This window comes from Dactylosporangium sp. NPDC000555 (assembly GCF_040300025.1).
Lineage (GTDB): Bacteria > Actinomycetota > Actinomycetes > Mycobacteriales > Micromonosporaceae > Dactylosporangium.
In genome coordinates, this window is the sequence record NZ_JBEPDB010000002.1 from 240,978 (window position 1) to 264,194 (window position 23,217).

At 74.2% G+C, this 23,217-nt stretch carries 23 protein-coding genes; 9 read left to right on the forward strand and 14 right to left on the reverse strand.

What is annotated here, in order from left to right; genetic code table 11:
* Positions 1–10: 10 nt before the first annotated feature.
* The gene (locus ABT297_RS03210; protein WP_350544039.1) at positions 11–667 is read right to left on the reverse strand and encodes a response regulator transcription factor; all 657 of its coding nucleotides are present in this window, start codon (positions 665–667) and stop codon (positions 11–13) included.
* Entirely contained in the window at positions 664–2,655 is a 1,992-nt protein-coding gene (locus ABT297_RS03215) for a sensor histidine kinase (RefSeq protein WP_350544041.1), read from the reverse strand. Before ABT297_RS03215 ends, ABT297_RS03210 begins: the two co-directional genes overlap by 4 nt.
* A gap of 108 nt (positions 2,656–2,763) precedes the next feature.
* Here ABT297_RS03215 and ABT297_RS03220 point away from each other — a divergent pair, with 108 nt between their 5' ends.
* Positions 2,764–3,117 carry a hypothetical protein gene (locus tag ABT297_RS03220; protein ID WP_350544044.1) on the forward strand — a complete coding sequence of 118 codons (354 nt, stop codon included), beginning with the start codon at positions 2,764–2,766 and terminating at the stop codon, positions 3,115–3,117.
* A 58-nt stretch (positions 3,118–3,175) separates the two neighbouring features.
* Positions 3,176–3,859 carry a hypothetical protein gene (locus tag ABT297_RS03225; RefSeq protein ID WP_350544046.1) on the forward strand — a complete coding sequence of 228 codons (684 nt, stop codon included), beginning with the start codon at positions 3,176–3,178 and terminating at the stop codon, positions 3,857–3,859.
* Between the two features lie 4 nt (positions 3,860–3,863).
* Here the strand turns inward: ABT297_RS03225 and ABT297_RS03230 are convergent, their stop codons facing one another.
* Positions 3,864–6,854, reverse strand: coding sequence for an ATP-binding protein (locus ABT297_RS03230; RefSeq protein WP_350544048.1), 2,991 nt, complete (start codon positions 6,852–6,854; stop codon positions 3,864–3,866).
* Between the two features lie 86 nt (positions 6,855–6,940).
* Here ABT297_RS03230 and ABT297_RS03235 point away from each other — a divergent pair, with 86 nt between their 5' ends.
* The 3 genes from ABT297_RS03235 (at position 6,941) to ABT297_RS03245 (ending at position 11,302) form a co-directional block, all read left to right on the forward strand.
* The gene (locus ABT297_RS03235; RefSeq protein ID WP_350544051.1) at positions 6,941–8,338 is read left to right on the forward strand and encodes an NAD(P)/FAD-dependent oxidoreductase; all 1,398 of its coding nucleotides are present in this window, start codon (positions 6,941–6,943) and stop codon (positions 8,336–8,338) included.
* Between the two features lie 41 nt (positions 8,339–8,379).
* Positions 8,380–10,068: a hypothetical protein gene (locus tag ABT297_RS03240; RefSeq protein WP_350544053.1), complete on the forward strand. Its 1,689-nt coding sequence runs from the start codon at positions 8,380–8,382 to the stop codon at positions 10,066–10,068.
* A gap of 94 nt (positions 10,069–10,162) precedes the next feature.
* Positions 10,163–11,302, forward strand: coding sequence for an FAD-dependent monooxygenase (locus ABT297_RS03245; RefSeq protein WP_350544056.1), 1,140 nt, complete (start codon positions 10,163–10,165; stop codon positions 11,300–11,302).
* A gap of 18 nt (positions 11,303–11,320) precedes the next feature.
* Here the strand turns inward: ABT297_RS03245 and ABT297_RS03250 are convergent, their stop codons facing one another.
* Genes ABT297_RS03250 through ABT297_RS03265 form a run of 4 tightly spaced genes read right to left on the reverse strand, consistent with a single transcriptional unit; the run spans position 11,321 to position 14,400 of the window.
* The gene (locus ABT297_RS03250) at positions 11,321–11,782 is read right to left on the reverse strand and encodes a TIGR03618 family F420-dependent PPOX class oxidoreductase (protein WP_350544059.1); all 462 of its coding nucleotides are present in this window, start codon (positions 11,780–11,782) and stop codon (positions 11,321–11,323) included.
* 42 nt (positions 11,783–11,824) lie between these two features.
* Complete coding sequence (locus ABT297_RS03255; RefSeq protein ID WP_350544062.1) at positions 11,825–12,607, reverse strand: alpha/beta fold hydrolase; 783 nt, start codon at positions 12,605–12,607, stop codon at positions 11,825–11,827.
* Positions 12,608–12,633: 26 nt separating this feature from the next.
* Positions 12,634–13,953, reverse strand: a complete 1,320-nt coding sequence (locus ABT297_RS03260; protein ID WP_350544064.1) for a condensation domain-containing protein — start codon at positions 13,951–13,953, stop codon at positions 12,634–12,636.
* A 36-nt stretch (positions 13,954–13,989) separates the two neighbouring features.
* A complete protein-coding gene (locus ABT297_RS03265) occupies positions 13,990–14,400 on the reverse strand; it encodes a DUF2000 family protein (RefSeq protein ID WP_350544067.1) in 411 nt (136 codons plus the stop codon).
* 48 nt (positions 14,401–14,448) lie between these two features.
* Here ABT297_RS03265 and ABT297_RS03270 point away from each other — a divergent pair, with 48 nt between their 5' ends.
* Positions 14,449–15,273, forward strand: coding sequence for a helix-turn-helix transcriptional regulator (locus ABT297_RS03270; protein WP_350544069.1), 825 nt, complete (start codon positions 14,449–14,451; stop codon positions 15,271–15,273).
* Here the strand turns inward: ABT297_RS03270 and ABT297_RS03275 are convergent.
* Positions 15,225–15,596: a cupin domain-containing protein gene (locus ABT297_RS03275; protein ID WP_350544072.1), complete on the reverse strand. Its 372-nt coding sequence runs from the start codon at positions 15,594–15,596 to the stop codon at positions 15,225–15,227. The two genes, ABT297_RS03270 and ABT297_RS03275, sit on opposite strands and share 49 nt — an antisense overlap.
* A gap of 73 nt (positions 15,597–15,669) precedes the next feature.
* Here ABT297_RS03275 and ABT297_RS03280 point away from each other — a divergent pair, with 73 nt between their 5' ends.
* Positions 15,670–16,098, forward strand: coding sequence for a MarR family winged helix-turn-helix transcriptional regulator (locus tag ABT297_RS03280; RefSeq protein WP_350544075.1), 429 nt, complete (start codon positions 15,670–15,672; stop codon positions 16,096–16,098).
* 556 nt (positions 16,099–16,654) lie between these two features.
* Here ABT297_RS03280 and ABT297_RS03285 read toward each other — a convergent pair.
* The 5 genes from ABT297_RS03285 to ABT297_RS03305 form a co-directional block, all read right to left on the reverse strand.
* Complete coding sequence (locus ABT297_RS03285) at positions 16,655–17,002, reverse strand: PadR family transcriptional regulator (protein WP_350544077.1); 348 nt, start codon at positions 17,000–17,002, stop codon at positions 16,655–16,657.
* Positions 17,003–17,057: 55 nt separating this feature from the next.
* Positions 17,058–18,452: a cellulose binding domain-containing protein gene (locus tag ABT297_RS03290; RefSeq protein ID WP_350544080.1), complete on the reverse strand. Its 1,395-nt coding sequence runs from the start codon at positions 18,450–18,452 to the stop codon at positions 17,058–17,060.
* 820 nt (positions 18,453–19,272) lie between these two features.
* Positions 19,273–19,704 (reverse strand): hypothetical protein, encoded by a 432-nt coding sequence (locus ABT297_RS03295; RefSeq protein WP_350544083.1) that lies wholly within the window; start codon positions 19,702–19,704, stop codon positions 19,273–19,275.
* Positions 19,701–19,904 (reverse strand): hypothetical protein, encoded by a 204-nt coding sequence (locus tag ABT297_RS03300; RefSeq protein WP_350544085.1) that lies wholly within the window; start codon positions 19,902–19,904, stop codon positions 19,701–19,703. Before ABT297_RS03300 ends, ABT297_RS03295 begins: the two co-directional genes overlap by 4 nt.
* A 9-nt stretch (positions 19,905–19,913) precedes the next feature.
* A complete protein-coding gene (locus ABT297_RS03305; RefSeq protein ID WP_350544088.1) occupies positions 19,914–20,648 on the reverse strand; it encodes a GGDEF domain-containing protein in 735 nt (244 codons plus the stop codon).
* A gap of 207 nt (positions 20,649–20,855) precedes the next feature.
* On the opposite strand from ABT297_RS03305, the gene ABT297_RS03310 reads away from it, so the two are divergent.
* Together ABT297_RS03310 and ABT297_RS03315 are read left to right on the forward strand one after the other, a co-directional pair.
* Positions 20,856–21,098, forward strand: a complete 243-nt coding sequence (locus ABT297_RS03310; protein WP_350544090.1) for a DUF397 domain-containing protein — start codon at positions 20,856–20,858, stop codon at positions 21,096–21,098.
* A 180-nt stretch (positions 21,099–21,278) separates the two neighbouring features.
* Positions 21,279–22,166 (forward strand): Sco1979 family transcriptional regulator, encoded by an 888-nt coding sequence (locus tag ABT297_RS03315; RefSeq protein WP_502885475.1) that lies wholly within the window; start codon positions 21,279–21,281, stop codon positions 22,164–22,166.
* Between the two features lie 8 nt (positions 22,167–22,174).
* Here the strand turns inward: ABT297_RS03315 and ABT297_RS03320 are convergent.
* The coding region (locus tag ABT297_RS03320; protein ID WP_350544096.1) for a hypothetical protein at positions 22,175–23,217 on the reverse strand (1,043 nt) is incomplete at its 5' end.

A 23,217-nucleotide genomic window follows, 5' to 3' on the forward strand; every position in this document is an offset into this window, starting at 1 on the left:
GTTGCCGGCCTCAGCCGTCCGGCGTCGCCGTCCGACCGGCCTGATTGAGATACGCCAGCACCGCCAGCACTCGCCGGTGACCCTCGTCCGACATCGGCAGCCCCAGCTTGTTCATGATCGAGCTGACGTGCGCCTCCACCGTCCGGTCGGCGAGCCACAGCCGGCGAGCGATGCCGATGTTGGTCAGGCCTTCGGCCATCAGGGCCAGCACGTCATGCTCGCGCCCGGTGAGCGAGGCGAGCAGCCGGTCGCCCTGCTGCCCGCCGACGAGCCGGCGCACGACCTCGGGGTCGAGGGCGGAGCCGCCGGCGCCGATCCTGCGTATCGCGTCGAGGAAGTCGTCGACGTCGAGCACCCGGTCCTTGAGGAGGTAGCCGAACCCGCCGTGCGCGACGAGCTCGACCGAGTGCCGGGTCTCGATGTGCTGGGAGAGCAGGACGATGCCGCAGCGGGGCTGGGTCGTGCGGATCTGGCGGGCCGCGCGCGCACCGTCGTCGGTGTGGTCGGGAGGCATCCGGATGTCGATGACCGCGAGATCGGGCCGCGTCCGCTCGACCGCCCGCAGCAGGGACGGGGCATCGTGGGCCTTCTCCACCACCTCGTGTCCCGCGTCGGCCAGCAGGCGCGCCAGTCCCTCGCGAAAGAGCGCGGAATCCTCACCGATCACGATTCGCACGGCAGCACCGCCTCCACCGTGGTACCGCCGGCGGCGGGGCTCACGACGCGCAGCCGGCCACCGGCCGCGGCGACCCGGTCGGCCAGACCGCCCAGGCCGGATCCGGGACGGACGACCGCGCCACCGGATCCGTCGTCGCGCACCCGGACGGTCAACTGCCGCGCGTCGCGGCACACGGTGACCCCGATCGCCGTCGGCCGCGCGTGCTTGACGGCGTTCGTCGCCGCCTCGGTGACCACGTAATAGGCCGTCGTCGCCAGGTCGTCGGGGATCGGGTCCGCCGTGCGCAGATCCAGCGTCACCGGGATCGGCATCTGGCTCACCATGGCCCCGAGCGCACGGTCCAGCCCGTCGTCGAGGCTGCTCGGCCGCAGCCCGTGCGCGATCTGCCGCAGCTCCGCGACCGCGCTGCCCAGCTCGCCCACCGACTGATCGAGCAGGCCGTCGACGTCGACCGTGCCGTCGTCGAGGTGGCGCTGGGCCAGCCGGAGCCGCATGCCGAGCGCGACGAGCCGCTGCTGGGCGCCGTCGTGGAGGTCCCGCTCGAGCCGGCGCCGCTCCTGGTATCCCGCGGTCAGCAGCCGGGCCCGGCTCGCCTCCACCGCCTCCAGGGCCGAGGCCAGCTCCGCCCGCAACCGGACGACCTCGACCAGCAGCGAACCGGCCGTCGCCACCTCGCGGAGCAGCTCCCGGCTCGCCCCGCCGTCCGCCACGATGATGCCGATCTCGTTGCCGCCCAGCCGTACCGGGGCCGACCGCCCGGGCCGGGCTGGGTCCGGCTCCACCGGGCGCCCCGCCGTGTCGAGCATCGCGGCCGATCCGGGCAGCCGGTACCCGACCCGCAGGCCCGGATCGCGCAGGGCCGTGCGCAGCGCGCTCTCCAGCTGCTCGGGCCGGGCGCTGCCCGCGTCGGTGCGCCGGCGCAGGTCCTCGATCGCGGCCAGGGCCGCCTCCCGGGCCGGGTAGAGCCGGTGGTCGACGAGCCGCTGCAGGCGGTTGCGCATCGGTGCGAGCGCGGCGGCACAGACCGCCGTCGCCGCCGCGGCGGCCACCGGCGAGCCCCGGCCCGCGCCGAGACCGACCACGAACGACGCCGCCGTGTAGAAGGCCAGCAGCATCGCCGTCGCGAGGGCATAGGTCGCCGTCGCGCTCAGTGCCCGATCGACGTCGTACAGGTCATGCTTGAGCAGCGCGATCGTGGTCGACGCCGGGATCGCGAGATATGTCGCGACCAGGCCGGCGAGCCCGAGCTCGGGCCGGTCGAACACCAGATAGCTGGCCCAGCACAGCAGCAGCGTGATCGGCAGGAAGCTCGCGCCCAGCACGAACCACTTGAGCTGTGCCCGCTCGACGGCGCCGCCGGTGCGGCGGTACCGGACGATGATCGACGCGAGCGACGCGACGAGCAGCCCGAGGAAGATCGGCAGCAGCGCGAAGGCGAACCCCTCGATGACGCCCTGGACCTCGGGGGGCGCGCGGAACGCCTTCGGTACGCCCGGATACCGCGGCGTCGGGCTCGGGTCGAAGGCCGCCGCCAGGATGAACAGCACCGGCACCACCAGCAGCCCGATCACGACCCAGCGCCAGCGCGGCCCCGGCACCCGGCCCTCGGGCACGAGCAGGAACAACAGCGCCGGCGGGACGTACAGCAACATCCAGGCGCCGCGAACGAGATCGACGTAGAGGCCCGCGAGCGGCAGGCGCGGGTCGGCGGTCAGCGCGGCCGCGTACAGGTCGCTGACGACGACCCCGACGAGCGCGGCGCCGGAGCAGACGAGGAGCAGGCCGATCACGTTGCGCGGGCGGCGGGTCGCGACCATCAGGCCGAGCAGAACGGACGAAAGCCCCAGCGGCGCACCGACCGCCAGCTCCACGGTGGCCGACCAGTCCCGGGCGATCGTCGCCAGGTGGACTCCGAACCCGGCCGACACGAGCACCACCGCCGCGGCGAGGTACGCCATCAGCCGCTTCCCGTACATCGCATCACCGTAGCGGCGGCGGCCGGACGTGCGAATACGTGCCAGTACGGAACTTGTCCGGGTGCTGGCACAGATCCGGTCGTGAGCCACAACCCGGACGCTGTGCTCATGAAGCGCTCGCTCTCCCTCACCATCGGGCTGGTCCTGTCCGGCCTGCTCGGCCTCGTCAGCGTCGTCTCGTTCGCGTTCGATACCGACGGGCCGCCCCTGGCGGTGCTCGTGATCGACGCCGTGCTCGGTCTCGGCACCATCGTCGGCGTCGTGCTGGCGTGGCCGAACCGATCCCGGGCCGGCGCCGTCACGGTCATCGTGACCCTGCTGCTGTCCGCGCTGAGCGCCGTGCCCGCGTTCTTCGTGGCCGGTGCACCGGCCCCGGCCAAGGTCGGCGCCGCGGCCGGCATCGTCGTCACCCTGCTCTGCGTCGCCCTGGTGGCCCCCGCCCTCCGCGCACGCCCCGCCTAGCCCACCGAGCCGGCGTCACGCCGCTGGCTCGCGCCCCGTCACACGGATTGGAACCGTCATGCTGGACAGTGAGACCGAAACGACCACCACGCCCCGCCGCCCGACCGCGCTCGCGGCGGCGCTGTTCATCGCGCCCTGGGGATTCGTCGTCGCCAACGCCGCCTACGCCTGGGCCACCCGCGACGGCGGCAGCGACAGCGACGGGGCCGGCGCCCTGGCGCTCGCCGCCGCCCATCCCGGCCTGACCCGGCTCTCCGCCCTCGCGGCGATGCTCGGCAGCCTGCTCATCGTGCCCGCCGTCCTCGGCGTCAAGCGGCTCATCGGCGACCGCAGCCGCAGGCTCGCCGGCATCGCGGCCGCGCTCACCGCGGGCGGCTACATCTGCTACTTCGCCATCGTCTCCAGCAGCTTCGTCACGCTCGCCATGGCCCGGCACGGCGGGGCCGCGGCCGACTTCGCCACAGTGCTCGACGAGGCTCAGTCCGACCCGTCGGCGCTGTGGATGTTCCTGCTCTTCGTCCTCGGCAACATCGTCGGTACGGTGCTGCTCGCGGTGGCGCTGTTCCGCAGCCGTGCCGTGGCCGGCTGGGTCGCCCTCGCCCTGGGCGCCTGGTCACCGCTGCACATCGTCGGCCTCGTCGTGGGCAGCGAGTGGTTCGAGGTCGCGGGCGCGGTGAGTCAGGCCGTCGCCCTGGCCGCGGTGGGCCGCGCGCTGCTGAACACCCAGGCCCGACCGGCCTAGGATCTCAGGCGCGCAGGGCGGCCGAGTACGCCGCGGCGAACGCCTCCTCGCCCAGCAGGTCGCGGGCCAGCGCGGCCGCGCTGGCGACGTCCGGGTCGCCGGCGACCGTCGTGCCGCGCAGCGCCGCCGCCCGGCCCAGCAGCCGGGCCGCGGCGGGACCGTGGCCGGTCAGCGCCGCGTGCCCGGCGTGACCCTCGAGCGCGTCGGCGACGCCGGCCGCGAGCGGGGCGGCGCGGGCCGCGGCCAGGGCCTCGTCGTGCCGGCGGAGGGCCTCGTCGAGCAGCCGGTCGCGGCGGGCCTCGCCGGCGGCGGCGCGCGCCTCGGCCAGGCGGGCGTGGGCGGTCAGAATGCTCGGGCGGGTGTAGACGGCGCCGAGGTCGCCGGCGTGGGCGTACGACAGCGCCAGGTCGAGGTGGCGGGCGGCCTGGGCGAGGTCGCCGCGGTGGCGGGCCACCTCGCCCAGGCCGAGCTCGGCGGGGGCGGTGCCGGGACGCCCGGCGCGGCGGCCGAGCCGCGCGGCGCGGCGGTAGTCGGCCTCCGCGCCGGGCAGGTCGCCCTGCCGGACCCGGCAGTCGCCGCGCCGGCACAGCACGTCGGCGGCCTCCTGGGCGGCGCCGAGCTCGTCGAGGGCGGTCAGGGCCTCGGCCCACAGCTCGTGGGCGCGCGGCCACTCGCCGCGCCAGCCGGCCAGGTGGGCGAGCCAGTCGAGGGCCTGTGCGGTGCCCCAGCGCTCGCCCAGCGCCCGGAACCGCGCGAGCACGCCGAGCAGCTCCGCGTCTTCCGGCCGGCCGCCCAGGACGGCCAGCAACGCATTACCGAGCCGCTCCAGGGCGAGGGTCCACGGGTCGCCGCCGAGCACGACCGGCGACGGGCCGCCCGCGACGTTCTCGACGCGGGACATGCCCCACACGGCGGCGCCGAACGGGTGGCGCAGGGGCCGGTTCAGCGCGGCCATCGCGGCGTCGGCGCGCCGGCGGTGCCGCGGGGCGGCGAGGGACTCGGCGTGCACGACGCAGCTGACGTACTCCTCCTCCAGCCCGGCCGGCGGCCCGTCCGGCAGGGCGTCCAGCACCCGCGCGGCCAGGACGGAGACCTCGCCGCGACGGCCGCTGAGCCACCAGTACCCGGCCAGCGCGGCGATCAGCCGCATGGCGGTGTCACGGTCGTGCGCGACCGACCAGCGCAGCGCCGCCATGAGGTTCTCGTGCTCGGCGGCGAGCGCGTCGAGCCACTCGAGCTGCTCGGCGCGGCGCAGATACGGGTCGGCCCGGCGGGCCAGGTCGAGGTGGTACGCGGCGTGGGCGGCGCGCAGCCGCGGCTCCTCGCCCGCCTCGGCCAGCCGCTCGCGGCAGTAGAGCAGGATGGTCTCCAGCATCCGGTACCGCCCGTCGCGCACCGACAGCAGCGACCGGTCGACCAGGTCGGCGAGCAGATCCTCGTCCGCGCCGCAGACCGCCTCGGCGGCGGGCCGGGTCGCGCCGCCGGCGAACACCGCGAAGCGCCGCGCCAGGTTCCGCTCCTCGGGGCCGAGCAGCTGCCAGCTCCAGTCGACGACGGCGCGCAGGGTGCGGTGCCGGTCGGCGGCGGTGCGGTCGCCGCGGGAGAGCACGGCGAAGTGCTCCTGCCCGGCCAGCCGCTCGGTCAGCTCGTCGAGGTCCAGCTGGCGCAGGCGCGCTGCGGCCAGCTCGATCGCCAGCGGCAGGCCGTCGAGCAGCGCGCAGACGCGGGCCACCGCCGCGCGGTTGCCGCCGTCGAGGGCGAAGCCGGCCCGCACGGCCGCGGCCCGCTCGGCGAACAGGCGCGCCGCCGGCTCGGGCGCGAGCGGCCCGACCGGCACCAGGACCTCGCCGGTGAGCCCGAGCGGTTCCCGGCTCGTGGCCAGCACCGCCAGGTCAGGGCACTGCCCGAGCAGCGCGCGCACGAGGCCGGCGGCGCCATCGATCACCTGCTCGCAGTTGTCCAGGACGAGCAGTGCCTCCCGCCCGGCCAGCGCGCCGGCGAGCGCCCGCACCGGGTCTGCGGCGCCGGCGGCCGGTGTCAGTCCGCCCTCGCGCAGCCCGAGGGCGCCCGCGACCGCGTGCGGCACGAGGGCGCCGTCCTCGACCCGCGAGAGGTCGGCGAAGCTCACCTCGCGCCCGTCCCGGCCGGCCGCCTCGACCGCGAGCCGGGTCTTGCCCGCCCCGCCCGGGCCGACGAGCGTGACGAGCCGGGCGTCGCGCAGGCCGGCGAGCCGCTCCAGCTCGTCCTCCCGCCCGACGAGGCGGGTCAGCGGCGCGGGCAGCGTCCCCCGCGGTCGATGGGGCGGTTCGGTCCGCAGCATTGCCAGGTGTACCGCGGAAAGCTCCGCCGACGGGTCGGTGCCCAGCTCCGCTGCGAGCAGCCGGCGCGCCTCGTCGAACTCGGCGAGCGCCTCCGCGGTGCGCCCGGCCGCGTGCAGGGCCCGCATGAGCTGGCCGCGCAGCCGCTCCCGGAACGGGTGCTCGGCGACCAGCCGGCGCAGCGGCCCGACGGGCGTGCCCTCGGGCAGCGCGAGCTCGGCCTCGACGAGGTCCTCGGCCGCCGCGAGCCGGGCCTCCTCCAGGCGCACCACCTGGGTCGCCGCGTCCGGCAGGTCCGCCAGGGCGGGTCCGCGCCACAGGTCCAGCGACTCGCGCAGTACACCCGCGGCGGTCCGGAAATCGCCCGCGGCGAGCAGTTGCCGGCCGTCCCGCGCGAGCCGCTCGAACCGGTGGGCGTCGACGTCCTGCGGGTCGACGGCGATGCGGTAGCCGCCACCGGTGAACTCGACCGGCCCGCCCGGCAGCGCCCGCCGGAGCCGAGACACCTGCGCCTGCAGCGCGTTGGGGCTCTCGCCGCCGAGCCGCTCCAGCGCCACGACCTGCCCGGCCTCCAGCAGCAGCCGGGTCAGCAGCGCCCGTGGCTTGGGCCCGCCGACCGCGACGGGCGCGCCCGCGTCGTCACGGACCTCCAGCGGCCCCAGGATGCCGAAGCGCATCCTGACATTGTCCTCCACCGCCCGGGTCGGTCCGGCGCGCGGCCTTTGCTCTTTAGGTAAATATTTGCACGAGTAATATGAGTTGCATGGCCCCGTCAGCAGCACAGCTCTTCGCCCAGATCGGCACGTCGGCGCCGCCCGGGCCGCCCCAGATCCTCATGCAGCGCGCGATTGTGCTCGGCGGCAGCATGGCCGGGCTGATGGCGGCCCGCGTCCTCAGCGACCACGCCGAGGAGGTGCTGATCGTCGAGCGCGACCCGACCGAGGGCGACGGGCCCCGCCCGGGCGTGCCGCAGGGCACCCAGGTGCACGCGCTGCTGCCGGCCGGGCAGATCCAGCTGGAGCGCTGGTTCCCGGGCTTCACCGCCGAGGCCCTCAAGGCCGGCGCGCCCGACTTCGGCGGCGTCCAGGGCAAGGTGTATATCAACGACGAGCTGCGCCAGGTGCCCGACCCGCCGGCCGCGCGGCCGGCCCTCGTCACCACCCGGCCGTTCCTGGAGTCCCAGGTGCGCCACCGGGTGCTGCGGCGGGCCAACGTCCGGATGGTGTATGGGCGGGCCGAGGGCCTGCTGTTCGGCGAGCACGGGGTGCGCGGCGCGGCGTATGTGCCCGACGGCGCCGACGAGCCGGTCGAGGTCGAGGCCGGCCTGGTCGTCGACGCGACCGGCCGATCGAGCCGGCTCAACGACTGGCTCGAGCAGCACGGCTGGCCGCGCGCCCCGATGCGGCGCATGCCGATCAAGCTCAACTACGCCTCCGCGCTGTACGAGCGCGACGAGTCGGTCAGCGACGCCTGGGCCGTCGTCTCCCAGACCACGCCCGGCAAGGGGCGGGTGCCGCGCATCGGCGGTGTGCTGTCGGTGGAGGGCGGCCGCTGGCTGATGCTGGTCGCCGGCTACGACGAGGACCGGCCGAGCCGCGACGCCGCCGAATACGCCGAGCGCTGCCGCCGGTATTTCCCGTCGATGTTCGGCGACATCGCCGAGCGCGGCCGGATGATCGGCAGCGTCATCACGTATCACCAGGCCGACAGCCGCCGCCGCGACTTCCACGCCGTGGACCGCCTGCCGGCCGGCCTGGTCGCCGCCGGAGACGCGGTGGCGTCGTTCAATCCGGTGTACGGCCAGGGGATGACCTCGGCGATGCTGCACGCCTCGTGCCTGTCGGCCTGGCTGCAGGGCGGCCCCGACGTGACCCGCGAGCCGGCCCGTCCGTATTTCGACCGGGTGCGCGTCATCGTGGACGCCGCGTGGCAGGTCTCCACGTTCGCGGACCTGGGCCTGCCGCACATCACCGAGGGCCACCCGCGCGGCTACCGGGTCATCCGCTGGGCGAGCGACCTGCTGCTGCGCGCCTCGATGATCGACGAGCCGACGTGCCGGCGGGTCAACAGCGTGACCGCGATGGAGGCCCACCCGGCCGCGCTGGCCAAGCCGGGCCTGGTCCTGCGCGCGCTGCGCTTGCGCATGCTCGGCCGGATCTGACGCCGCGCCGGGCAGAAGGCGGCGGCCCGTAGGGTCGGGCGGTGATCTTCGAACCGCTCACCGCCGACACGGTCCTGCGCACGCTCGCCACCCTCGACGAGGAGCCGCAGCGGCACTTCGACGGGGAGGACCGGCTGCGCTGGCTCGCCGCGCGCTTCGACGCCGGCGACCGTGCGGGCGCCGCCGCCGCGCTGCTGGGCGAGCTGGCGAGGAACCCGGCGCCGCGGTTCGCGGTCGATGGGCCGCGGATCCTGGCCGTGCTGCCGACGGCGACCGTGCTCGAGGCGATGCTCGAAAGCCCGCAGCTGTACGCCAGGTATCGCGGCCAGCTCGGCGAGCACCCCGACGACGCCGTTGCCGGGACGTTCGCCGGGATCGTCGCCGGCGACCCCGACGCCGGCGACGCCCTGCTGCGCGCGGCGCTGGCGCTCGCCGAGCACGAGCGGCAGCACCCGGCGCCGGCGTACCGTCCGTCCCGCATCTCCGCGGTCCTCGCCGCCCTGGCCGCCGCGGAAGCCACGGCGCACGCCGGCGCCCCGGACGCCCCCGCCGGGGGCACCGAGCCGCTCGACCGCTGGGCGAAGGTGCTCGCCGGGTCGGAGCGCGACGATCGGCACCGGCTCTCGGCCGCGGCCGCGCTGCTCGGCCCGCTCGGGCTGGCCGAGGTTGACGCGCGGTGCGCGCGGGTCGAGGACCACGACGGCCCGCCGCTGGCGGTGGAGCTGGCCGCGGCCGGGCGGCTCGGCGAGGCGCTCGAGCTCGCCGCGCGCCTCGGCCCGTGGGCCCGCCAGGGCGCCCTGCTGCGCCTGGCGGAGGGGGCGACCGGCGCGGACGCGGCGCGCGTGCTCGCCGCGTTCCGCAAGTGCCCGAAGGCCGACCGCAGCCGCGACGCCCAGATGGTCTGGCGACACCGGCTGGGCTCGCTGCTGTTGCGCGGCGACCGCGTCGACGAGGCGCTCGACGTGCTGGCCGGGATGAAGGACTGCCGCATCGTCGGCCACGGCCCGGGGCCGCTGGCCCTGGAGATCCTGCGCCACCTCGCCGAGCGGCCGCAGGAGGCCACGCCGCCGCGGCTGCGCGCCGTCGTGGCCGTGTTGAACAGCCCGGCCGTCATCCCGCAGGAGCTCGCCGCCGTCGTCGTCGAGGCCATGATCATCCTGCACCGGCTGGCCGACCCGCCGCTGCGCGCCGACCTCACCGGCGTCCACGCCGCCACGCTGGGCGCCCGGTTGCGGTGGTACCCCGCCCAGTACGTCGCGGCGGGCGTGGGCGCCGCGCTCGTCGAGGCCGGCGACCTGTGCGCGCTCGACGGCATGCTGGCCGGACCGGGCACCGAGTGGGTGGGCCGCAACCGGGCGCTCGTCGGCGTCATCGCCGCAAGCGGTCTGCCGCAACGGCTGCCGGAGGTCGCGGCCCGGCTCGCCGTGGCGGTGCTCGACGCCGGCGGCGACCCCGGCGAGGTGGTCCGGCTGCTGCCCGCGGCGGCGCGGGCGCACCTGCCGGGGCTGCTCGCGCAGCTGCCGCCGGACCGGGCGGTGCGGGCAGTGACCGGCCTGGCCGCCATCGCCGGCGACGCGGACGACCTCGAGCTGCTGGGGATCGCGCTCGCGGCGGCGCGGGACGCGACCGCTGTGCGCGCGGTGGCGCGGCGGGCGGCCGTGGTCCTGGCCCGCGCCGGTGACCTGCCCGGCGCCCGGCGCGTCGCGGCCGCCTGCGGCATGCCCGCCTGAAGAGCCGGCTCGCCGTCACCCGCGGCGCGCCTCGCTGACCGGGCTGTCAGCGGACCGGTCGTGGATTGTCAGCGCCGCCCGCGACCGTGGCCGCATGAAGAACACCACGGTCCTCGTCTCCGGCGCCGGCATCGCCGGCCCCGCGCTCGCCTTCTGGCTCGCCCGCTACGGCTGCACCGTCACCGTCGTCGAACGCGCCCCCGCGCTGCGCACCGGCGGCCAGGCCGTCGACTTCAAGGGGGAGACCCATCGCACGGTGCTGTCGCGCATGGGCATCCTCGACGACGTCCGCGCGCTGCAGACCGGCGGCCACGACCAGACCATCATCGACGCCGCCGGGCGCCCCCTGGCGGTGATCCCCGGCGAGTTCAGCGGCGGCGAGCTCGAGATCCGCCGCGGCGACCTCACCGGGCTGCTGTACGAGCGGACCGCGAACGACTGCGAGTACCTGTTCGGCGACTCCGTCACCTCGCTCACCGACACCCCCGGCGGCGTGCACGTCACGTTCGCGGGCGCCGCCCCGCGCACCTTCGACCTGGTCATCGGTGCCGACGGGATGCACTCCAACGTCCGCCGCCTCGCGTTCGGCCCGGAGCGGGACCACCTGCGGTTTCTGGGCCACTACTACGCCCTGGTCGAGCTCGGCGTCGACGGCGACGCGGTGATGTACAACGAGCCGGGCCGCATGGCCGCCCTCGGCGGCCCGAAGGGTCCCGTGCTCTTCGTGTTCGCCTCGCCGGAGCTACGGTACGACCGCTACGACCCGGAGGCGCAGAAGGACGTCCTGCGCGCGGCGTACCGCGGCGGGAGCTGGCGGATCCCGGAGCTCATGGCCCGGCTCGACGACGCGACCGATGTCTACCTGGACTCGATCAGCCGCACCGAGGTCCCCGCGTACGCCAAGGGCCGCGTGGCCCTGCTCGGCGACTCGGCCTACGGCAACACCCTCGGCGGCTTCGGCACCGGCCTGGCCATCGTCGGCGCATACGTCCTGGCCGGCGAGCTGCGTGCCGCGGCCGGCGACCACCGCGCCGCGTTCGCCGCCTACGAGTCCGCCTTCCGCGGCTACGCGAAGGTGGCCCGCCAGGGCACGGCCGGCCCGTTCCTGGCCCCGGGCAGCCGCCCGCGCATGGCGATGCGCAACTGGATGTTCCGCTCCCCGTGGATGCTGCGCCTGCTGCTCAAGGCCACCGACAAGTTCGCGACCGGCATCGACCTGAAGGACTACCGCTGAGCGACGCGGGAGCCGCGGTCAGTCACCTGAGCGCGGCGGCGCATTCGTCCCGAAGCGCTCCGGCCGGACGAGGATCGCCGTCCGGCCTTCGTCGGCCATGACCCGGTCATACTCCTCCAGGTCGGGGTGCTCGCCCCCGGCCGCCTGGTAGATGTCGCGCAGCAGCAGCCGCAGCGCCTCGGGCTCGGCGTCGCCGGGGGCGATCACCTCGGCGGCGCCGCTCACCGAGATCCACTCCCAGCCGGCGCGGAACACGAGCGTCGCCCGCGGGTGGTGCCGCAGGTTCGCCAGCCGGGCGGTGCCGGCCCGGGAGACGATCCCGACCACGGGCGTCCCGTCGGCCGGGTGCGGCAGGATGCCGGCGTTGACCACGGACGTGGAGGGCTCGCCGTCCGGGCGCACGGTGACGACGACGGCGAGCCAGTGTTCCCGCTGCGCGAGCTCGGCGACGCGCCGCAGCCCGTCCTCGGTGGAATGCATGCGCCGAGCATATGCCTGCGCCGGGACGCTCGAGGGCCCTCGTCAGGGCTCGCCGGCCCGCTCCAGCCACTCGGCGACGAGCGCCTCGAACAGGGCCGGCTGCTCGAACTGCAGGTTGTGCCCGGCCACGTCCAGCACCGCATACGTGGCGCGCGGATAGTGCGGCAGCAGGGCGAACTGGTCGACGTAGCCCACCGAGGAGTCCTGCCGGCCGGTCAGGACCAGCGCCGGGCGCTCGAAGGGCGGGCCGTCCTCGGGGTCGGAGGACAGCACCCAGCGGCTCCGGATCCGCGCCATCGCCTCGGCGTCGGCGGCGTCGAGGCCCGGCCGCACCTCGGTCCGGAATCGCCGCAGTGTTTCCCGGGTGCGCACGACCGCCATCTCCAGGAATCCGGGGTCCGCGGTCGCGAGGAAGTCCGGGTCGGGCTCCGTGCGCAGCGCCTCGTGCGGCGGCACGGTGCGCTCGGCGTGCTCGACCTTCGTGCCGATCGGGCAGATCAGCGCCAGGCCCCGCACGCGGTCGCGATGGATGCGGGCCAGCGCCCGGGCGAGATAGCCGCCGTAGGACTCGCCGATCAACAGGAACGGCTCGTCGCCGATGCGCTCCCCGATGAACCGGTCCAGCTCCGCCAGGAGGTCGTCCGACGACGCGATCTCGGGCGGCGCGGGGCTGCTCCCCATCGCCGGGAGGTCCGGATAGAGCCGGCGATAGCCCGGCAGCCGCTCGAACAGTGGCTCCAGGCAGCCCAGCATCAGCCGATGGTCGGGGGTCCAGCCGTGGATGGCGAGGACCGGGGTTCCGCTGCCGCGCTCGACGAAGTGCATGGGGAAATCATGCCAGCGGGGTAGGATTAAAAGAAATGCGCGGACGAACCGGACGGATGCGCGAAGGACACCGCGAGCGCCTCCATGTTCCACAGCACCCGCTCGGCGTCGCGCGGCGCCAGCAGCGCCGTGTCGGTGTGCGCGGTGCAGCGCATGGCGCCGGGCACGTCGGGCAGATCGTCGACGTCGAGGATGAACGGCTCGAACGCGGGGTGGTCCTGCCGCCGTACCCAGGACAGCCGCGACGCCGGCAGCGCCGCCTCGATGTCCTCGGCGGTGGGGGAGTCCATCGGCACCGGGCCGCGCCGGTCGTTGAGGAAGCAGCCGATCTCCAGCGGCTCCCCGCGCTCGGCCGACACCCGGTCCACCAGCGCCCACAGGTCGCGCTGGTCGAAGTAACCGTACTTGAACGCGCCGAGCGCCGCCCGCCGCGCCCGGTCGACCAGCTCGTCGACGCCGGTCTCGCAGTCGACCAGGCACAGCCCGGCCTGCACCGCGGTGCACACCACGCCGTCCAGTCCGGCGCGGAACCGGTTGCTCACCAGCGGGCGTACCACGACCGGGTTGAGCCCGAACGTCTCGTGCACCGCTGCGGCGAACACCGCCAGCAGCGTCACCGCCGGGTCGACGTCCAGCCGGGCCGTGATCGTGCGCAGCGCTAGGGGCAGCGCTGTCGAGTCGAACCGCGCCCGCCAGTACCGCGGCGAGCTCGGCACCTCCGGCGTGGCGAAGCGCCGTGGCGGCATGGCCCGCAGCACCGACTCGAAGTGCCGCATCGCCGAGGCGTTCTGGCGCCGCCCGGTCGGCGAGGCCTGCCACGCGGCCTGCTCCAGCGGCGCCAGCCCGGCGACCGGCGCGCTCGGGCGCTCGGCGACCTCGCGCAGCATCGTCCGCGCGCCCGCGGCGTCCACGGCGAAGTGCGAGACGAACGCCACGAGATGGGCGGGGGCGCCGTCGTGGGAGACCACCGCGGCCCGGATCGGCCATTCGGTGGCGAAGTTCAAGGGCCGGGCACGGTACCGCTGCGCGACCGCCTCCGGATCGACGTCCTCGTAAACCTCGAGCTCCAGTTCGCCCTCGCCGAACACCTCCTGCTCGGGTGTCCCGCCGTCGCCGGGGAAGTGCAGGCGGGTGCGCAGCGTGACGTACCGCTGCAGATGGAACCGCAGCTCGTCGACGACATCGTCGATCGTGGTGCCCGCCGGGATCGGCCGCACGCCACCGAGCGGCATCCAGTCCCGCAGGGCCTGCACGGCGCGCCAGTTCTCGATCTGTCCCCAGGACAGGGGGCCGCGGCCGGCTCCCTCGCCCTTGAACGGGACGACGACGCGGGAAGGGGCAGCCATGTGCGCTCCTCGATTCGTGCGGGCATCCGCCGGAATCTAACCATGCAGGCGGGCTCCCTTGAGGATCTTGTCCACGGCGTTCTTCGGGCCGTGCAGGGCCATGCCGGCCAGGCGCAGCTCAGCGCGGGGGACGGCGCGCACGGCCGCCCGGTTGTCCTCGTCGTTGCCGGTCTTGAACAGCTCGTCCGTGAAGACCGCACAGGCGACGCCGCGCTCGGCGGCCCGGCGGTGCGCGGCGGCGAGGGTCGGCGCGTCGCCTTCGAACACGAGCACCGGCTGGCCGAACATCGGCAGGTACCGCGTGCCGTCCGCGTCCGCGTAGTCCTCGCCGAGCAGCTCCGGCTGGGTGCCGGCGACGCCGCTGACGACGAACGCGGCCACGTTGAGCCGCTGCCAGACGGCCAGGTCCTCGCGCAGCAGCACGGCGATCTTGGTGGGAAACGTCATGCCCCGACCCTGCCGGACGCCGCGGCCCCTGGCTTGTACGTTATGTACATGGCGTCCGAGCTGGTCACGGCGTGGCGCCCGCGCGTGCCGGGCGTCGCCGAGGTCTTCCACGCCCACTTCGTCGACCACGCGTATCCGCCGCACGTGCACGACGCGTGGACGCTGCTCATCGTCGACGACGGCGCGATCCGCTTCGACCTGGACCGCCACCGCCGGGGCGCGGCCGGCGCCACCAGCGTGACGATCCTGCCGCCGGACGTGCCGCATGACGGCCGCGCCGCGACCCACCGCGGCTTCCGCAAGCGCGTGGTGTACCTCGACGCGACCGTCCTGCCCCCGTCCCTGGCCGGCGCGGCCGTCGACCGGCCCGGTTTCGACGACCCACTCCTGCGCCTGCGCATCCACCAGCTGCACCAGGCCCTGGACCACCCCGGCGACGAGCTGGAGGCGGAGAGCAGGCTGGCGCTGATCCAGGGCCGCCTGCGCGAGCGCCTGGGCCGGCATGTCGTGGATCCCGCGGTACCGCGGTCGCGGCGCCTGGCCGACGGGCTGCGCGAACTGCTGGACGCGCACACCGCGACGGGCATCACGCTGCAGGAGGCGGGCGCCCGGCTGGGCAGTCATCCCGGGCATCTGGTCCGGGCCTTCACGGCGACGTTCGGGTTGCCGCCGCACCGGTACCTCATGAGCCGGCGCATCGAGCACGCCCGCCGGTTGCTACTGGCGGGCCGGCGACCGGCCGACGTGGCCGCCGAGGTGGGATTTCACGATCAGGCGCACCTGCACCGCCACTTCAAGCGGCACGTGGGGGTGACGCCGGGGCGCTACGCGGCCCAGGGCGGCGTGCCGACCGGGGTGCCGTCCGTGTGGTAGGCCGTCATCCCCGCGCGCAGTGCGACGTACACCTCGGCCGGCTCGTTCAGCGGGTTGCCGACCTCGATCTTCTCGCCGGCGGGCACGACGGCCGCGTCGCCCGGCCCGAGCACCTCGCCGCCCGGCGCGAGGTGGATGCCGCCGGAGAGCACCATGAAGACCTCGTCGCGGTCGATCGTGTGCGGCATCGACTGGGTGCCGGCCGGCACGGTGAGCCGCCACGTGCAGATCTCCTGCGAGCCGTGGCTGGGCCCGGAGTACACCGTGAACTTCGTGTCCCCGAGCTCGAATCGCGGCGCGTCGGCCGCGCGGACGATACTCATCTTCCTGTCCCTTCCGTCGGTTGGTGTCCCTTGAAACTAAACCAGGTTTCGTACTTTGTAAACGGGGTTTCGTATGTTCGATCCCGCGGATGACGTGCCGCTGGGCCGTCTCCTGCTGCAGGCGCACCGCCGGGCCCAGGCCGCGTCGCTGGCAAAGTTGCAGGCGAGCGGGCACGCCGAGATCCGGCTGGGCCACGTACCGGTGATCACGAACCTCGACCCGGAGGGCACGCGGATCACCGACCTGGCCGCGCGGGCCGGGATGACGCGGCAGATGATGGGCCGGCTGGTGAAGGAGCTCGAGGCGATCGGCTACGTACGCTCGCGCCCGCACGAGACCGACCAGCGGGCGGTGGTGGTGACGCTGACCGAGCGGGGGGAGCGGTTCCGCGCGGAGGCCCCCGTCGCGATGGCCGCCGTGGACCGGGACTTCGCGCAGCTGCTGGGCCCGGACGAACTGACCCGCCTACGCGAGATGCTGCTGCACATCAGCGAGTCTTGAGCCCGTGGCTGCCCGGGCTCGCGCGAGGCGCGGAAGCGGGCCGCCCGCATGGCGTTCTGTGCGCGTAGTGTGCCGCCGGTCGCCTGGTTGTGACTGCCTCGGGTGCTCGCGCGGGGCGGCGGGTGGTGTGCTGTGCCGCGTTCGCTCGCCGCTGTGAAGCCGGCCGTCCGCATGGCGTTCTGCGCGGCGCGTAGTGTGCCGCCGGTCGCCCGGGTCATGGCTGCCTCGGGTGCTCGCGCGACGCGGAAGCGGGCCGGTGGCGCGCTGACCCGCACCGACCCGGACCGGCGGTGGCAAGCTGCGCGGCCTGCGCATCGAACTGGGCGAGATCGAGGCGGTGCCGCTCGGGCCGGCGGTGGCGGTTGCTGGGGCTGGCGGTGGTTCGGGCCCGGCGGCGGCTGGGGCTCGCGATGGCTGGGGTCGGCGGTGGTTGGTGGTTGGGGGCCGGCCGCGCGCAGGCCGCCGACAATGCTGCTGGCGCGCGCGTGCGTCCGGCCGCCCGGTGACCGAGGCTTCGGTGTCGAGGCGCGGTGCGGGCGGCCGGGCGCGCGGGCCGCTATGCGGCGGCCTCGTTTGTCGACAGTTGGAGGCGCCGCAACCGTCGGTCGGCCGCCGCCGCGTTGCGGTGCAGTCGGTCCGTCTCGGTGCTGAGCAGCTCGCGCCCTACCTCCGTCAGCCGATAGTAGCGGCGCAGCCTGGACGCGACGACCTCCTCGCGGTCCACTTTGATCAGGCCGTCGGCGCGCAGCCGGTCCAGGATGCCGTACAGCGTGCCTGCCTGCAGGCGCACCCGGCCCTCCGAGATGCGGCGCACGTCGTCCAGCACGCTGTAGCCGTGCTGCGGCTCGGCCGCCAGGGCGGTCAGGACCAGGAACGTCGGTTCGCGTAACGGTAAGCCAGTCATACCCATCACTATATAAAGATCGTCTGTATATGTAATCAACCGATCGGTCAGGCGATCACGGGGTCACCGCGATGTTCGTCAGGCCGGTCGTGGCGTTGCGGACGGTGTTGGATGCGTACACCACGTTGAGGTTGCCGGCGCACTTCGACGTCGAGGTGACGTTGATCGCGTACCGGCCGGCGCCGCCCAGGTCGGAGACGTTGTCCCGCCAGATGTTGCCGCAGCCCGAGCCCGCCACGGGGTTGTGCGTCTCGTAGCCGTTGGCGAACGTGCCCGGCGCGGTGAAGGTGCCGGTGTTGCCCTGGATCAGGTAACCAGAGCCCTTCACGTCGACCCAGGAGTCCGCCGAGTTCTGCCCGGAGATCCCCTGCCCGTCGAAGGCGTTGCCGCGGATGACCCCGTCGACAGTACCCTCCTTGACGTCGATGTGCTCCGCCGCCACGTACGGGCCGATGCGGTTGTTCAGCACCTGCACCCGGTCGGAGCGGTCGACGCCGCCGGAGTTGCCGTGGCAGTCCCAGTTGGAGTTCGCCGAGCCGAGGTACACGCCCTCGCCGTACCCGGGCTGGACGGTCCCGGTGTACTCGATCGTCGAGTCACGGATCACGCCGTCCGAAGAGGACCGTCTGAAGTGGACGCCCTCGTCGCCGATGTGGTGCACGTGCAGCCCGTCGATCGTGACGTGCGGCGACGCGTCGAGCACCACACCCTTCTTCGCGTTGGCGACGGTGAACCCGGTCAGGTTCCAGTACGCCGCGCCGGAGAGCCAGATGCCGTATCCCGGATTCCACCCCGGCGTCGGCGTCGGGCACGACGGCCCAGAGCCCGACGGTGCCGGGTTGGTCAGGATGGCGGTCCGCGGCCCGGTGACGGTGATCGGCGCGGTGGCGGTCCCGGCGGTGGTGGCGATGAACGAGCCGTCGTACGTGCCGGGTGCGAGCCGGATCGTCTGCCCCGGCCGGGCGTTCGCGAGCGCCGCGGTCAGCTGCGCCGCGGTCGAGACGTCCACGGTGGACCCCGTGGTCGGCGGCGGTGAGGAGGGTGCGGGCGACGTGCCGCCACCCGCGCAGGGTGCCCCGTTCAGCAGACATCCGTTCGGTACCCCGGTGCCGCTCACGTTGAACTTGAAGCTGACCGACCCGCCGGCCGCGATCGTGCCGTTCCACGAGGTGTTCGCGAACCGGTAGTGCTGACCGCTGCCCGTGCGTACCGAATCCCATGAACTGCTCACCGACGACCCGGCGGGCAGGTCGAACTCGACCACCCACCCCGTCGCGGCGGCATCGCCGCGGTTGGCGATCGTGAACCCGGCGCCATACCCGCCGTCCCACACCGACGTCCGCGTGAACGTGGCCGTGAGCGACGCCGACGCGGCCGAAGCGAGCGGCACGACGAGGAAGGTGGCGGCGCCGACAGCCGCGGCGGGCAGCAGGTGGCGGAGGATGCGCATCGACCAGCCCTTCCGGCGGGAGCGGACGTCGAAGAATTAGTTAACTGTCTTAACAGCAACGGGTCAATGCTTCGATACCCTTGACTACCCTACGAAATCGAACTGCTACGACAAGTTAACGGCCGTCTCGTCGTGCGTCGTGAGCAGGCGTTGAACCAGGTCGATGCCCTAGGGGCGGCGGCCCCGCCACTGTTCGCCGTCCGCGGCGGTCGGCAGAGCATCGCCGGGCGAGCGACGGAGACGAAGCCGCCCTTCATGTCGCAGGCGCAGCGGTCCTGGGCGTGGGTGCGGGTGTGGCCGTCACGGGCTCGCCCGGGGTGCCATGTCGAGGTGGCCGTCGAATGGAGCGAGGGTGGTGGGCGGCCGGGTCCGCGCCTTGAGGTGGGCGTCGTCGAGGCCGGGGCTGGCTCGGGGTGCCTTGTCGGGGTGGCCGTCGAACGCGGGCGGGGTGGTGGGTGGCCGGGTCCGCGGCTCGAGGTGGGCGTCGTCGAGGCCGGGGCCCGATCGAGGTGGCCGTCGAGCGTGTGCGACGGTGGTGGGCGGCCGGGTCCGGCCCCGAGGCGGGCGCGTTCGATGCCGGGGCTCGCCCGGGGCGCCATGTCGAGGTGGCGTCGAACGTGGGCGAGGGTGGTGGGCGACTTCCATGCCGGGGCGGTCGGGGCGGGCCGCGAGCTACGCGACCAGGTAGGCATACGCGCGACGGCCCTGCTGGCGCGGCACCGGTCCGACGTGGACCGTGCCGACGACGCGCGGCGGGGGAGCGGGGTTCACGAAGCCCGGCTGGACCGCGTGCTGGCCACGCCGGGCGTGACCGGTCGGTTCAGCGGCTGCTACGTCGCGACCGGCGGGGCGGCGGATTCCGCGGCGGAGCACCACCCGCCGGCGGCCCCGGCAGTGTGGAGACCTGCGCGGCGGCGGCCTGCGCGGCGCTGCCGGAGGTTCGCGGGTCGATCTGCTCGCGCGTCGACAGGCGGCGATACCCGCCGAGCGGCGGATTGGCCACCCAGCGGATGATCGGGCCCTGGCCCGGGGCGGGCAGCCAGCCCAGGAACCGGTCCCACAGCTGCTCGGCGCCGAACTGGCGCAGGTCCTCGGCGGCGTCGGCGACGCGCAGCGCCATGAGTGTGCGCAGCTCGGCCGGATTGTCACCGTACTCGGCGACGAGCTGCTCCCGCTTCGCGCCGCACGGCCACGGCTCGGCACATCCCGTGCACCGCCACGTCGGCCGGGCCGGGATGTGCGCCTCGGTCACCCAAGGCTCCCCGGCCGGGCGACCTCGAGGCGTCGCAAGGCGTACACGAGCACCGAGTTGCGCGCCGCCACGTACTGGTCGCACGGCCAGGGGCGGCCGCAGTCACGGCACTGCTCGGCGCGCTTGAGCTTCGCGGCCAGCCACGAACGGGGCCGCGGCTGGTGGCGGCGGCGCTGGCGGACCAGGTCTGGCAGCTCCATAGCGGTTCCTTAGTTCGCCGACGTCGGATAGGGGAAGACGTCCTTCTCCGCCGGCAGCCGGGGCTTGCCGAAGCGGAGCGTGGTGTGCACGACGTGCTGGTGGGCGCCTAGGTGAGGGTGCGCGGTCAGGTGCTGGTGCCCGGCCAGGACCGGGCGGCGGCGGGCGCCCTTCGAGCGATACATGGCCGCGTCGGCGCGGTGGACGGCGTCGGCGAGGTGTGCGTCGGGCTCGACGGGGACGAGCCCGACGGACACGCTGACGGTGGCGACCTGGCCGGCCAGGCGCATCGGCGCGGCGAGCGTCTCCGCGAGGCGGTCGGCCTGCTCCTGCGTGCTGTCGTGGCGGCCGCAGAGGAGCCCGGCGAACTCGTCGCCCCCCAGCCGCGCCACGAGGCCCGATCCGGCGTAGTCGGAGAGGCGGCGGGCGGTCGTCACGAGCACCTCGTCGCCGGCCGAGTGGCCGTACATGTCGTTGATCTGTTTGAACCCGTCGACGTCGAGCACGACGGCGACCAGCGGGTGGCGCGCGCGGTCCGCGACCAGTTGGGCGCCGCGCTTGTAGAAGGCCCGCCGGTTCGCCAGCCCGGTGAGCGGGTCGTGGTCGGCGGCGTGCCGCTCGACCTCGAGCTCCGCGGTCAGCCGGTCGGCGAGCCGCTCCGCGCGACGCGCGCGTAGGTAGAGGGGAAGGACGGCACACGCCCCGGCCGCCGCGGCCGCACCGGCCAGGAAGGCGAGGGGATCCATGTGCGCGTCCCTTCCTGAGATCGCAGCTGGGGAAGCCGCCCGATCATTTGGGAGCGAACGTCCGGTTTTGATCACAAACTGTGAGCAAGCCTTGACATTCGCACATGCGCTAGCATGCGCTTTATCGGCTGCAGACGCAAGAGCCGATGCACGTGCAGATGCCAATTGCTTGGTGAACTTTCAACCAAGGTCCTCAGAAAGATGCATATGGAACAGACGTACAACGGGATGCCGGCCGGCCGCCTGGCGGGTGTTACCTGGCAGAAGAGTCGCCGCAGCAACCCCAGCGGCAACTGTGTCGAGCTGGCGCGCCTGGCTGACGGGAGCGGCTTCGCCATGCGGAACTCGCGCGACCCCGAGGGGCCGGCGCTCATCTACACGTTCGAGGAGATCGCGGCCTTTGTCGGCGGTGCCCGTGACGGTGACTTCGACAATCTGTTATCTGAGTAATCGGCCAGCAAGATCGAGCAGGCTCGCCCCCCGCCCGTAGACGCGAGCCGACTCCCGCTTACTGTCCGGTCATGGCATGCTTACTCCGGCCCGAACGCCCAGTCAGGCTCGGACAGCTTCGCGGAGCCGAACCAGACCGGCCCCGCCGCTGTTCGTTCACGACAGTCCGGAGGCAGCACGGTGACAACCGGTCTAACTGAAGGAGGAGCGTCCGGAGGTCCCACGGTCCTCCGGATGCTGCTGGGCGCGCACCTGCGGCGCCTGCGTGAGGCGCAGGGCGTCACCCGCGAAGACGCCGGCTGGGAGATCCGCTCCTCGGAGTCGAAGATCAGCCGGATGGAGCTCGGTCGCGTCGGCTTCAAGGAGCGAGACGTCGCCGATCTGCTGACCCTCTACGGGGTGGACGACACGGAGGAGCGCACCCGCCTGCTCGCGCTGGCCCGTGACGCCAACAACCCCGGCTGGTGGCACCGCTTCGGCGACGTGCTGCCCAACTGGTTCCAGTCCTACCTCGGCTTAGAGGCCGCCGCGGCCCTCATCCGCACCTACGAGGTGCAGTTCGTGCCCGGCCTGCTGCAGACCCGCGAGTATGCGCGCTCCGTCGTCCGGCTCGGCCACAGCCGGGCCAAGGAGGACGAGATCGAGCGCCGGGTCGAGCTGCGCCTGCAGCGCCAGCAGATCCTGACCCGACCCGATGCGGCCCGCCTGTGGGTGGTGGTCGACGAGGCCGCGCTGCGCCGCCCGATCGGCGGCCTGGCCGTCATGCGCGGCCAGATCGAGGCGCTGCTGGAGATCAACAGCAGTCTGCCCAACGTGCGCCTGCAGGTGATCCCGTTCAACGCCGGCGGCCACGCTGCGGCCGGCGGCGCGTTCACGATCCTGCGCTTCCCCGACGAGGACCTGCCGGACGTGGTCTACATCGAGCAGCTCACCTCCGCGCTGTATCTGGACAAGCGCGACGACGTCGACCTCTACGCGGAGGCGATGGAGCGCCTGTGCGTCGAGGCCCGGCCGCCGACGGAGACCTCGAAGGTCCTCGTGGACATCCGCAAGGACCTCGGCACGTAGGCTCGCCACTACGATTTCCGCCTGATCCGGTACTCCAGCGTCAGGAACGGCAGGCCGAAGAGCGCGAAGGCGTGGTCGGCGCGCAGTTCGCCGTTGTCGACGTAGACGTCGAGCTCCTCGGCGAAGCCGTGCACCGCGAGCGTCGACAGGTCGCGGCTGCCGGCGTCGATGTAGCTGAGGTAGTGGCCGGTCTGCCCGTCGCCGCCGCGGCTGGTCAGCCGGAGCCCGCCGCCGGCGCGGGGGAGCGGGGCGAGGGTGGCGGTGAAGTTGGCCTGGGGCAGCGGGAAGCCGACGCTGACGTACCCCTGGCCCTCGTGCCGGTACGTCGTGTAGACGCCGACGTAGATCGGGGCCCCGGTGCGGGCGAAGCTGCGGATCCACCCGCGGACGGACACGGCGCCGTCGGGGTCGCTGATGGTGTCGATGCGGCTGTGCACGCCGCGCAGGGCCTCGCGCTGGTTCATGGGAACGTTGGCCTGACCCAGGGGGCGGGCCACGAGGGTACGGTACAGCAGATAGCCCGGCCGCACCCACGCGCGCCAGCGCGGGACGATGTCGAGCGTGAAGCGGGTGGTGTGCTCGTAGAACTCGCGGACGCGGGGGTCGACGGCCGCCGGGTCGAACCGGGGTCCCGCGAGGACGTCGAGGTCGGCGAGGATGCCGACGTCCTCGGCCGCCTCCTGGTAGACGCCGCCGGTGGCCGCGGCGAGGTCGCGGACGTAGCCGGTGCCGACGTAGCGGGTGCGGGCCTCCAGCGGTACCACGAAGGGCAGCCTCTCGGCGGGCACGCGGTCGGCCAGCAGCGCCACCTGCGGGTCGCGGAACAGCAGCTGCGACACGGTACGGAAGGCGACGACGCTCGCCGCGGCGACCTCGGCGGGCGGGCGGTGGCGCAGCGCGGCGCCGACGGCGAGCCCGACGGCGGGGCCGAGCGCGACCTTCTGCGGCCGCACGCCCATGGCCCCGGCCAGGGCCCCGCTCGCGACCCCGACCGCGAGGGGGCTGGCGCCGGCCTTGCCGGCCACCCACCCGGCGGGCGCGGCGAGCGCCC

Coding starts and splice junctions, on each gene's coding strand:
- ABT297_RS03215 (WP_350544041.1), bottom strand. CDS start 2,655: ATGTACGGGAAGCGGCTGATGGCGTACCTCGCCGCGGCGGTGGTGCTC.
- ABT297_RS03220 (WP_350544044.1), top strand. CDS start 2,764: ATGAAGCGCTCGCTCTCCCTCACCATCGGGCTGGTCCTGTCCGGCCTG.
- ABT297_RS03225 (WP_350544046.1), top strand. CDS start 3,176: ATGCTGGACAGTGAGACCGAAACGACCACCACGCCCCGCCGCCCGACC.
- ABT297_RS03230 (WP_350544048.1), bottom strand. CDS start 6,854: ATGCGCTTCGGCATCCTGGGGCCGCTGGAGGTCCGTGACGACGCGGGC.
- ABT297_RS03235 (WP_350544051.1), top strand. CDS start 6,941: ATGGCCCCGTCAGCAGCACAGCTCTTCGCCCAGATCGGCACGTCGGCG.
- ABT297_RS03245 (WP_350544056.1), top strand. CDS start 10,163: ATGAAGAACACCACGGTCCTCGTCTCCGGCGCCGGCATCGCCGGCCCC.
- ABT297_RS03250 (WP_350544059.1), bottom strand. CDS start 11,782: ATGCATTCCACCGAGGACGGGCTGCGGCGCGTCGCCGAGCTCGCGCAG.
- ABT297_RS03255 (WP_350544062.1), bottom strand. CDS start 12,607: ATGCACTTCGTCGAGCGCGGCAGCGGAACCCCGGTCCTCGCCATCCAC.
- ABT297_RS03260 (WP_350544064.1), bottom strand. CDS start 13,953: ATGGCTGCCCCTTCCCGCGTCGTCGTCCCGTTCAAGGGCGAGGGAGCC.
- ABT297_RS03265 (WP_350544067.1), bottom strand. CDS start 14,400: ATGACGTTTCCCACCAAGATCGCCGTGCTGCTGCGCGAGGACCTGGCC.
- ABT297_RS03270 (WP_350544069.1), top strand. CDS start 14,449: ATGGCGTCCGAGCTGGTCACGGCGTGGCGCCCGCGCGTGCCGGGCGTC.
- ABT297_RS03275 (WP_350544072.1), bottom strand. CDS start 15,596: ATGAGTATCGTCCGCGCGGCCGACGCGCCGCGATTCGAGCTCGGGGAC.
- ABT297_RS03280 (WP_350544075.1), top strand. CDS start 15,670: ATGTTCGATCCCGCGGATGACGTGCCGCTGGGCCGTCTCCTGCTGCAG.
- ABT297_RS03285 (WP_350544077.1), bottom strand. CDS start 17,002: ATGACTGGCTTACCGTTACGCGAACCGACGTTCCTGGTCCTGACCGCC.
- ABT297_RS03290 (WP_350544080.1), bottom strand. CDS start 18,452: ATGCGCATCCTCCGCCACCTGCTGCCCGCCGCGGCTGTCGGCGCCGCC.
- ABT297_RS03300 (WP_350544085.1), bottom strand. CDS start 19,904: ATGGAGCTGCCAGACCTGGTCCGCCAGCGCCGCCGCCACCAGCCGCGG.
- ABT297_RS03305 (WP_350544088.1), bottom strand. CDS start 20,648: ATGGATCCCCTCGCCTTCCTGGCCGGTGCGGCCGCGGCGGCCGGGGCG.
- ABT297_RS03310 (WP_350544090.1), top strand. CDS start 20,856: ATGGAACAGACGTACAACGGGATGCCGGCCGGCCGCCTGGCGGGTGTT.